This window comes from Streptomyces sp. 13-12-16, assembly GCF_002114215.1.
In the GTDB taxonomy this organism is placed as follows: Bacteria; Actinomycetota; Actinomycetes; order Streptomycetales; family Streptomycetaceae; genus Streptomyces.
The window spans coordinates 4,632-14,563 of sequence record NZ_NCTE01001071.1; the positions used below are offsets into that span (position 1 = coordinate 4,632).

9 protein-coding genes are annotated in these 9,932 nt (G+C 70.9%); 7 read left to right on the top strand and 2 right to left on the bottom strand.

The window, feature by feature from the left end; translation table 11 throughout:
* The 6 genes from B7767_RS35385 to B7767_RS35415 all read left to right on the top strand — a co-directional run.
* On the top strand, window positions 1–1,068 hold a 1,068-nt coding region (locus tag B7767_RS35385), incomplete at its 5' end, for a biotin/lipoyl-containing protein (protein ID WP_306298029.1).
* An 83-nt stretch (window positions 1,069–1,151) separates the two neighbouring features.
* On the top strand, window positions 1,152–1,577 hold the full coding sequence (locus tag B7767_RS35390; protein WP_085575637.1) for a contact-dependent growth inhibition system immunity protein: 426 nt from the start codon (window positions 1,152–1,154) through the stop codon (window positions 1,575–1,577).
* Window positions 1,578–1,689: 112 nt separating this feature from the next.
* Window positions 1,690–2,502, top strand: coding sequence for an SAM-dependent methyltransferase (locus B7767_RS35395; RefSeq protein ID WP_085575638.1), 813 nt, complete (start codon window positions 1,690–1,692; stop codon window positions 2,500–2,502).
* Between the two features lie 47 nt (window positions 2,503–2,549).
* Window positions 2,550–3,293 carry a class I SAM-dependent methyltransferase gene (locus tag B7767_RS35400; protein WP_085575639.1) on the top strand — a complete coding sequence of 248 codons (744 nt, stop codon included), beginning with the start codon at window positions 2,550–2,552 and terminating at the stop codon, window positions 3,291–3,293.
* 191 nt (window positions 3,294–3,484) lie between these two features.
* A complete protein-coding gene (locus B7767_RS35405) occupies window positions 3,485–6,496 on the top strand; it encodes a family 16 glycoside hydrolase (protein ID WP_085575640.1) in 3,012 nt (1,003 codons plus the stop codon).
* 548 nt (window positions 6,497–7,044) lie between these two features.
* Window positions 7,045–7,842: a VOC family protein gene (locus B7767_RS35415; RefSeq protein WP_085575641.1), complete on the top strand. Its 798-nt coding sequence runs from the start codon at window positions 7,045–7,047 to the stop codon at window positions 7,840–7,842.
* A gap of 24 nt (window positions 7,843–7,866) precedes the next feature.
* On the opposite strand, the gene B7767_RS35420 is transcribed toward B7767_RS35415, so the two are convergent.
* Window positions 7,867–8,256, bottom strand: coding sequence for a RidA family protein (locus B7767_RS35420; RefSeq protein ID WP_085575642.1), 390 nt, complete (start codon window positions 8,254–8,256; stop codon window positions 7,867–7,869).
* A gap of 72 nt (window positions 8,257–8,328) precedes the next feature.
* On the opposite strand from B7767_RS35420, the gene B7767_RS35425 reads away from it, so the two are divergent.
* Window positions 8,329–9,285 carry a LysR family transcriptional regulator gene (locus B7767_RS35425; protein ID WP_085575643.1) on the top strand — a complete coding sequence of 319 codons (957 nt, stop codon included), beginning with the start codon at window positions 8,329–8,331 and terminating at the stop codon, window positions 9,283–9,285.
* Here the strand turns inward: B7767_RS35425 and B7767_RS35430 are convergent.
* Window positions 9,236–9,886 carry a phosphoribosyltransferase gene (locus tag B7767_RS35430; RefSeq protein ID WP_179167426.1) on the bottom strand — a complete coding sequence of 217 codons (651 nt, stop codon included), beginning with the start codon at window positions 9,884–9,886 and terminating at the stop codon, window positions 9,236–9,238. The genes B7767_RS35425 and B7767_RS35430 overlap by 50 nt on opposite strands.
* Window positions 9,887–9,932: the final 46 nt, after the last annotated feature.

Here is a 9,932-nt window from a genome sequence, read left to right on the forward strand (position 1 = left end):
TCCCTGTCGGCGATCGTCGCCGCGACCGACCACTCCGAGCGCCCCACCGGCCTGGACCTGACGGCCGTCGGCGACCTGGAGCCCTACTGGGAGGGCGTCCGCAAGGTCTACGCCCCCTTCGAGGCCGGCCTGGCCTCGCCGACCGGCCGCGTCTACCACCACGAGATCCCCGGCGGGCAGCTCTCCAATCTGCGCACCCAGGCGATCGCGCTGGGACTCGGCGACCGCTTCGAGGACATCGAGGCGATGTACGCCGCCGCCGACCGGATGCTCGGCCGCCTGGTGAAGGTCACCCCCTCGTCGAAGGTGGTCGGCGACCTGGCCCTGCACCTGGTGGGCGCGGGCGTCTCCCCGGGCGACTTCGAGGAGGAGCCCGACCGGTTCGACATCCCGGACTCCGTCATCGGCTTCCTGCGCGGCGAGCTGGGCACCCCGCCCGGCGGCTGGCCCGAGCCGTTCCGCAGCAAGGCCCTGCGGGGCCGCGCCGAACCCAAGCCGGTCCGGGAACTGACCGCCGACGACCGCGCCGGCCTGGCGAAGAACCGCCGGCCGACCCTCAACCGGCTCCTCTTCCCCGGACCCACCCGGGAGTTCGAGACGCATCGCCGGTCCTTCGGCGACACCAGCGTCCTGGACAGCAAGGACTTCTTCTACGGGCTGCGCCCCGGCACGGAGTACAGCGTCGACCTCGATCCCGGTGTGCGGCTGCTCATCGAGCTGCAGGCGGTGGGCGACGCCGACGAGCGGGGCATGCGCACCGTGATGTCCACCCTGAACGGCCAGTTGCGGCCGATCCAGGTCCGCGACCGGGCGGCGGCCTCCGACGTCCCGGTCACCGAGAAGGCCGACCGCGCCAACTCCGGCCATGTCGCGGCCCCGTTCGCCGGTGTGGTGACCCTCGTGGTCGCCGAGGGCGACGAGGTGGCGGCCGGCGCCACGGTGGCCACGATCGAGGCGATGAAGATGGAGGCCACGATCACCGCCCCGAGGGCCGGTACGGTCACCAGGCTGGCGATCAACCGCGTTCAGCAGGTGGAGGGCGGCGACCTCATCGTGGAAATCGGCTGAGCCGGAAGCCGGAAGCCGGAAGCCGGAAGCCGGGAGCCGGAAGCCGGGAGCCGGAAGCCGGCCCGGTCGGCGAGAATGTCGCCGTGGACCGTCTGCTGCACCTCGACCGTACGCTCGACGAGCTGGATCCGCCCCGCTGGGAGGATCCGGCCGCCGACGCGACCCACCTGATCCGCACGGTGCACGGGTTGCGGCGCGTCCCGCTGCGTGAACTCCGACCGGGAGATCTGCGCATGCTCGTCGGGCAGCGTGTCGCCCTGCCGTACGTGCTGCCGTTCGCGGTGTCTCTGCTGCTGGAGGAGCCGCTGCTGGACGCGACCTTCTACGAGGGGGATCTGCTGCTCACGGCCGTCGAGGCCCCGGCGTCGGCCTGGGCCCTCTTCCCGGACCTGGCCGTGCGGCTGCGCGACGTGATCGCGACGCTGCCCGCGGAGGCCGTCGCGGAACTGCCGCGCGGAGCGGCGGAGCACCTCACCCGTTTCGTCACGGGGCCCGCGTCTTCCGGCTGAGCCGGGCGGGAAACGGCCCTGTCTCCCCGCGGACAGGCCTGCGCCGGCGAGCTGTGGGACCGTAGATTGTGCGTTGGCCGAAACAGCTCCCGAACGACTACGGACGGTACTCATGACCGACCCTGCCGCAGCGCCCGGATCAGCGCAGCAGAAGATCGACACCTCGGTGCCGCACTCGGCCCGGATCTGGAACTACTGGCTGGGCGGGAAGGACAACTACCCCGTCGACGAGGAGGCCGGCGACGCCTACACCGCCGTCTTCCCCGGGATCGTCACCATCGCCCGCAGCAGCCGCGCCTTCCTGCGCCGCAACATCACCTACCTGGCCGGCGAGGTGGGCATCCGGCAGTTCCTGGACATCGGGACCGGACTGCCGACGGCCGACAACACCCACCAGGTCGCCCAGCGGATCGCCCCCGAGTCCCGGATCGTGTACGTCGACAACGACCCGATGGTCCTGGCCCACGCCCGCGCCCTGCTCTACTCCACCCCGGAGGGGGCGACCGCGTACGTGGACGCCGACATCCTGGCTCCGGACCGCATCCTGGAGGTCGCCGCCGAGACGCTGGACCTCAAGCGGCCCACGGCCCTCATCCTCAGCAACATCCTGGGCCACATCGCCGACTACGACCGGGCGCGTTCCATCGTCATCCGGCTGATGGACGCCCTGCCCTCCGGCAGCTACCTCTCCGTCAACGACGGCTCGCGCGGCATCGACCCCGTCTTCGAGCAGGCCCAGGACGCCTACAACGAGAGCGGCGCCGTCCCCTACAACCTGCGCACCATCGATCAGATCGCGGCGTACTTCGAGGGCCTGGAACTCGTCGAGCCCGGCGTCGTCTCGGTCCCGCTCTGGCGCCCGGACGGCGACACCCCCGCCCCGGAACCCATCGGCGAGCACGGCGGTCTCGCCCGCAAGCCCTGACCTTAATTCGCTGGACAACTCCCGCGCCGAGGGCGAGCGTTGGTGCAATGGAGCAGAGGGAGATCTGGGACGCGGACACCGCCCGGCGCTATGACACGCCCGGCACCGGCATGTTCGCGCCCGAGGTTCTGGATCCGGCGGTGGACCGCCTCGCCCGGCTCGCGGGGGAGGGGGCGGCACTCGAGTTCGCCATCGGCACGGGCCGGGTGGCCGTCCCGCTGGCCGGGCGCGGAGTGCCCGTCACCGGCATCGAGCTGTCCCCGCCGATGGTGGAGCAACTGCGCACCAAGGCCGACGAGGCGACGATCCCCGTGATCATCGGTGACATGGCGACCACGGCCGCCCCCGGTGAGTACACCCTGGTCTACCTCGTCTTCAACACCATCTCCAATCTGCTCACCCAGGCCGAGCAGGTCGAGTGCTTCCGCAACGCCGCCCGCCACCTCGGCCCCGGCGGGCGGTTCGTGATCGAACTGTGGGTGCCCGAGCTGCGCAAGCTGCCACCGGGCCGGCCGGGCGTCGTCTGCCTGTCCGAGCCCGGGTACATCCTCCTGGACACCTACGACACCCTCCACCAGCACGTCGTCTCACATCACTTCCACTTCGACGGCACCCACCGGGCCGAGCTCTTCCGCACCCCGCACCGCTACATCTGGCCGGCCGAACTCGACCTCATGGCCCAACTGGCCGGTTTCGAACTGGAATCCAGGCACGCGGACTGGGACGGCGCCGAGTTCACCGCCGAGTCGCGCTCCCACGTCTCCGTCTACCGCCTCCCGGACTCGCCGTAGCGGCGCCGCCGTTCCGACGCCGGTCCATTACATCGATGAATACTGCCCACCGGAAGGACTTTGAACTCATCGAGTACAAAGTATGGACGGGTTGAGCAGAAGTCTCCTAGCGTGTCGGCCGCCACCGTTGGCGTTTCGCCCATTCGGCACCGGAGTTATCCGGCCCTCCGGTCGACTCAGCAGGAGGAAGCATGGACGCACGGCTGTACCGGCGCGCCCGAAGATCCCTGACAGGACTGCTCGTCGGCGCGTTCGTCGCGGGCGGGCTCTGGGGAGCCCCCCTGGCATCGGCCCGGCCGGACTCCGCGTCCCGGGCCGACGTGCCGCCCCAGGAGCCCGGAGTCACCCTGCGCGTCTTCGACGTCCAGGTCCCGCTCGAGAAGATCTGCACGCTCAAGCCCGGACAGACCCCCAACGTCGACAAGCTGATGCCGATCGTCGACTGGAGCACGACCGGTGACTTCGGCGGGTTCAGCGACAACTTCGTCACCCAGGTCACCGGCAACATCCACGTGCCGGCCGACGGTTCGTACACCTTCCGGCTCTCCAGTGACGACGGCTCACGGCTGCTGATCGACGACCAACTGGTCATCGACCACGACGGGTTGCACGGTGCCGAGCCCAAGGACGGCACCGTCCAGCTCACCGAGGGCATGCACGCGTTGCGCATCGACCACTTCGAGCGCGGCGGCGACCAGGTGCTCAGCCTCGCCTGGCGGCCGCCGGGCGCGAGCGACTTCGCGACCGTGCCGAACACGGCCCTGAGCACCGACGCCGGCGTGGTCCGCGTCACCGCGCCGGGCCGCAAGGAGTGCGAGGGCGTCAGGGACTCGCCGGGCGACGGCCTTCCGCTCAACTCGGTGCGCCCCGACCACACCCTCACCGACCTGCGCCCCGAGGGCTTCGAACCGCAGGTCACCGGCATGGACTGGCTGCCCGACGGCCGTCTGGTGGTGAGCACCTGGGGCGGCACCGACAACACCGCCGGCGAGGTCTACGTCATGGACGAGGTCACCGGCACCACCGGCCCGGACAAGGTGAAGGCCACGAAGATCGCCGAGGGCCTCAAGGAGCCGATGGGCCTCAAGGTCGTCGACGGGACCATCTTCGTCTCCCAGAAGCACGAGCTGACGGAGCTGGGCGACAGCGACGGCGACGGCGTCATGGACGAGTTCAAGACGATCGCCACCTGGCCCTACGGCGGCAACTTCCACGAGTTCGCCTTCGGACTGCTGTACCGCAAGGGCCACTTCTATCTGAACCTGTCCGTCGCCATCAACTACGGCGGCGCCACCACGGACCCGCAGCCCGCACCCGGCCGGGGTGCGACCATCAAGGTCAACAGGAAGACCGGCAAGGTCAGTTACCTCGCCGGCGGCCTGCGCACCCCGAACGGCATCGGCTGGGGGCCCGGCGGTGACCTCTTCGCCACCGACAACCAGGGCGGCTGGCTCCCCTCGTCGAAGCTGGTCCACATCGAGCAGGACCGCTTCTTCAACCACTACACCAACCCCGCGGGCCCCTTCGACTCCGAGCCGGTGACCCAGCCGGTGCTCTGGCTCCCGCAGAACGAGATCGCCAACTCGCCCAGCACCCCGCTCCAGCTGACCAAGGGCAGGTTCAAGGGGCAGATGCTGTTCGGCGACGTCACCTACGGCGGTCTCCAGCGGGCCTACCTGGAGAAGGTCAAGGGCCAGTACCAGGGTGCCGTCTTCCGCTTCACCCAGGGCCTCGAAGCCGGCGTCAACCGCATCACCATGGGCCCCGACGGGGCGATCTACGCGGGCGGTCTGGGCGCGGACGGCAACTGGGGCCAGGAGGGCAAGCTCAGGTACGGCCTGCAGAAGCTGACGCCGAACGGCGGCAACACCTTCGACATCCAGGCCATGCGGGTGAAGAAGGGCGGCTTCGAGCTGGAGTACACCCAGCCGCTGTCCCAGGAGACCGCTGACAACCTTGTCAGCCACTACGAGGCCGAGCAGTGGCGCTACACCCCGACGCGCGACTACGGCGGTCCCAAGATCGCCGAGGAGACCCTGGAGGTGACGTCGGCCGAGCTGTCGCGCGACCGCAGGAAGGTGACCCTGGCCATCGAGGGACTCAAGCCGGGCCGCGTCGTGCACGTCCGCTCCCCGCGCCCGTTCGGCTCGGCGTCGGGCGAGACCCTGTGGAGCACGGAAGCCTGGTACACGCTCAACGCCATGCCGGGCGCGCAGCCCGCACAGGGCCCGCTGTACGAGGCCGAGGAGGCGGCCCTCACCGGCGCGGCCGGCATCAACACCGACCACCGGGGCTACTCCGGCAGCGGCTTCGTCGACCGGTACGGCACCCAGGGCGCCACCACGACCTTCGACGTCGAGGTGGGCAGGAGCGGGACGTACGACGTGGGGCTGCGCTACTCCAACGGACCGAACCCCTTCCAGGGCACCAAATCCCTCTCCCTGTACGTCAACGGCAAGAAGGTGAAGCAGACCGGGTTCCGCAGCACCGGTGACTGGGACACCTGGTCCACGCAGACCGAGGCCCTGAGACTGCGCGCCGGGCACAACAGCATCGCCTACCGGTACGACGAGGGCGACACCGGCCACGTCAACCTCGACCTCCTCAGCGTCGACCGGCACGGCGCGCCGGTCGGCCTGTTCGACGGTGACGGCCTCGACCGGTGGCAGCACACCGACGGGCGCCCGGTCGAATGGCCGGTCGACGGCGGGGCGATGGAGGTCTGCTGCGGGGACATCCGTACCAAGAACAGCTACGACGACTTCAAGCTGCACGTGGAGTACTGGCTGCCCGAACTCCCCCCGGACGTGACGGGCCAGGACCGCGCCAACAGCGGCGTCTACCTCCAGGACCGCTATGAGCTCCAGATCCTGGACTCCTACGGCGACACCACGCTCGACACCAACGAAGCGGGAGCGATCTACCTGAAGAAGGCCCCCGATGTGAACGCCGCCCGAGCGCCCGGGACCTGGCAGTCGTACGACATCGTCTTCCACGCGGCGCGCTACGACGCCGAAGGGAACAAGACGTCGGACGCGCGGATCACCGTGGTGTGGAACGGCAAGAAGATCCACGACGACGTGACCGTCGACAGCCCGACGGGAGGCGGGATCGCCGAGGGTCCCGCAGCCGGGGCCATCCGGCTGCAGGACCACGGCAACAAGGTCCGTTACCGCAACATCCGTATCGAGCCGCTGAGTTAGAGCGCGGCGGCCGGCTCCGGTGTCCTGCCGTCCGGCGCGGACGGCAGGACACCGGACGTCTCGTCCTGTGCGGAGTGACGGGCGCGGATCCCGAGCGTCGGGACTCCTCCGTGGACACCCCGGCCTTCAGGCCGAACGGCGTCGGCGAGGACGACCGCAACGTCGGCCGGATGGCCGTACCGCCGGTGAGCATGCCCGCCACCACCGTGGACCGGCTGTGCGGCTTCGGTCCGGACGCGGCGGCCATCGCCTCACGCACCCAGGAGTCCGGCGACGCGGACGTCGTCGCCAGGGGAGTGGAGCCCATGATCCGCGCGCCCCGGGTACGGCACCGGCCGACGCGCACAACGCGCTGCTGCCGCCGGACGCCTTCCACCTGCCGGTCGGCCGCCCCGTCACCCACGAGATCTACCGGGACGCCGCGCACCCCTCCCGGCTCGTGCTGCCGTTCACGAAGCGGGGGTCGGCGGAGAAGGAGCAGCCGAAGGGCGAGTGTCAGTGCCCGGTGGCACGCTGAGGTCAAAGGGATTCAGCGAAAGGACATCGCGGTGATCACCACTGACTTCGCCCCCGGCTCCCCCTGCATGCTCGACCTCGGGTCCCCCGACGTCCGGGCCGCCGCGGCCTTCTACGGCGCGGTCCTCGGCTGGGACTACGAGCCCATGGGGGACGGGGAGGACATGGAAGGCGGGATGTTCCGCAAGGACGGCAAGATGGTCGCCGGGCTCGGCAAGCTCACCGAGGAGGGCGCCCGCCCGGCCTGGATGATCTACTACACCGTCGCCGACGCGGACGCCACGACCCAGGCGGTGGAGCGCGCCGGCGGCACCGTGCGGGTGCCGCCGATGGACCTCGAACAATGGGGGCGGATGGCACAGTACAGCGACCCGTTGGGCGGCCAGTTCGCCGTCTGGCAGCCGGGGGAGAGCAAGGGCGTCGACCTGGTGGACCAGCCGGGCTCACTGTCCTGGACCGAGCTGTACACCAGCGACGCGGCAGCCGCGAAGGAGTTCTACGGCGGTGTCCTCGGCTGGCGGTTCAGCGACACGGAGATGCCGGGCGGCGAGGGCACCTACACCCTGATCACCCCGGCCGGACTGCCCGAGGAGCGGATGCACGGCGGCCTCATGGAGGTCCGCAAGGAGGACCTCGCCCTGGCGGGCGGGCGGCCGTACTGGCACCCGGTCTTCCACGTCACCGACTGCGACGCCGCGGTGGCCGAGGTCACCGGGAACGGCGGAAGGGTGCAGATGGGCCCGGAGGACGCGGTGGGCGTCGGCCGCCTGGCCGTCTGCCTCGACCCCTTCGACGCGGACTTCGTCGTGCTCACCCCGGCCGAGAGCTGAACGCCGGGGACGCCGGGCCGGCCGTCACCGGGCCGGCCGCTGCGCGTACACCTCGATCTCGATCTTCATACGCGGATCGGCCAGACCGCACACGAGCATGGTGGCGGCCGGCCTGACGTCGCCGAAACAGCGGCGCAGGACCGGCCAGCAGGGCTCGAAGTCGTCCCGGTCGGGCAGGATGTAGCGCACCCGCACCACGTCGGCGAAGGCGCACCCCGCCTCGGCCAGCGCGGCCCCGATGTTGCGCAGGCACTGCTCGGCCTGTTCCACCACGTCGTCGGAGATCGTCATGGTGGTGTAGTCGAAGCCGGTCGTCCCGGACACATGCACCCAGTCGCCGTGGACCACGGCGCGGGCGTAGCCGATCTGCTCCTCGAACGTCGAGCCGCTGAGGATCGCACGTCGCTCTGTCATGCGCGGGACGCTATGTGACCGGCGTCGATACGTCTAATACCGCGAGAGGCACGACCTGATATCTCTGGGCGTATGACGCGTCCCGAGCTTCGCCCCGAGCTCCCGCTGCCGCAACTGCACGCCTTCGTCGTACTCGCCGAGGAACTGCACTTCGGCCGCGCGGCCACCCGGCTGGGCATCGCCCAGCCACCGCTGAGCCAGCAGATCCGCCGTCTGGAGGAGAAGGTCGGACATCCGCTGTTCCACCGGGAACCGGGGCGCGTCACCCTCACCCCGGCCGGCCGCGAACTGCTCCCCGCCGTACGACGGGCCCTGGCCGACCTCACGGACGGTCTGTCCGCCGCCCGTGCCGCCGGAAGCGGCCGGGCGGGCCGCCTGCGGATCGGCTTCGCCGCCTCCCTCGCCCTGACCGTCCTGCCCGGCCTGCTGCGCACCTTCCGGCAGCGGTTCCCCGACGTGCACCTGGACATCCACGAGATGACCACCGCGCCCCAGATCACCGCCCTGCGCGAGGGGACCATCGACATCGGCCTGCTGCGCGAACCCCCCACCGGGGAGACGGAGATCGGCTTCCGGACCATCCTGACCGAGCCGTTCGTCGCCGTCCTGCCGACGGCCCACCCGCTCGCCGCCCGACGCACCGTGCGTCTGGACCGGTTGGCGGACTCGCCGTTCGTGCTCCTGCCCCGCGAAGCCGGCCCGCGGCTCCACGACCGGATCACCGGTCTGTGCGCCGAGGCGGGCTTCACACCCCGGATCGTCCAGCACGCGGTGGAGTGGCAGACCGTGTGCGCCCTGGTGGAGACCGGTCTCGGTGTCTCCCTGGCCCCGGCGAGCATCCGGCGCATCCGCCTCAAGGGCGTCGCCTTCCGTGCCGTCGCCCCCGGCACCGCCCGCACCCATGTCGCCGTCGCCTGGCGGAGGAACGACCCGAACCCGCTGGTCGCGAACCTGCTGACCACCGTCGGCCGGGAGACGCCTAGGCCGGGTGCAGTTCCCGCAGGGCGTCCAGCACCTCCTGGTCGGTGACCTGGTGGAAGTCCTCGTACCACTCGCCGACCGACCGCAGCCGCTGCGGCTGGTACAGGCAGACCACGTCGTCGGCCTCGTCCCGCAGCGCCGCGGCGGTCCCGTGACCGCACACCGGCACCGCCAGCGTCAGCCGCAGCGGACCGCCGCGCCGAAGGTGCCGCAGCGCCGCGCGGGCGGTGACCCCCGTGACCAGCCCGTCGTCCACGACCACGATGCTGTGACCGCTGACGTCCGGGGCCGGACGCCCGCCCCGGTAGACACCCTCCCGCCGGTGCAGCTCGACCCGCGCCCCGGCCACCTCGGCACCGAGCCTGTCCTCCGAGAGGTCCATGGCCCTCAGCCCCGTACGGTCGAAGACCGGGGGATCGTCCCCGGCGATCGCCCCGACACTCACCCCGGGGGACCCGGGGACCCCGATCTTGCGGACCACCAGGACGTCCAGGGGCACCTGCATGGCCCGGGCGATCTCCGCCCCGACCGGAACGCCACCGCGCGGCAGCGCCAGCACGGTCACGTTCGCGAGATCACCGCTGCTCGCCCACTCCAGCATCCTGACGGCCAGCTCCTGTCCGGCATGCGCCCGGCTTCGGAATCGCACGGCTCGCTCCCTTCCTCGGCCCACCCGTGCCGGGTAACCGTCATCG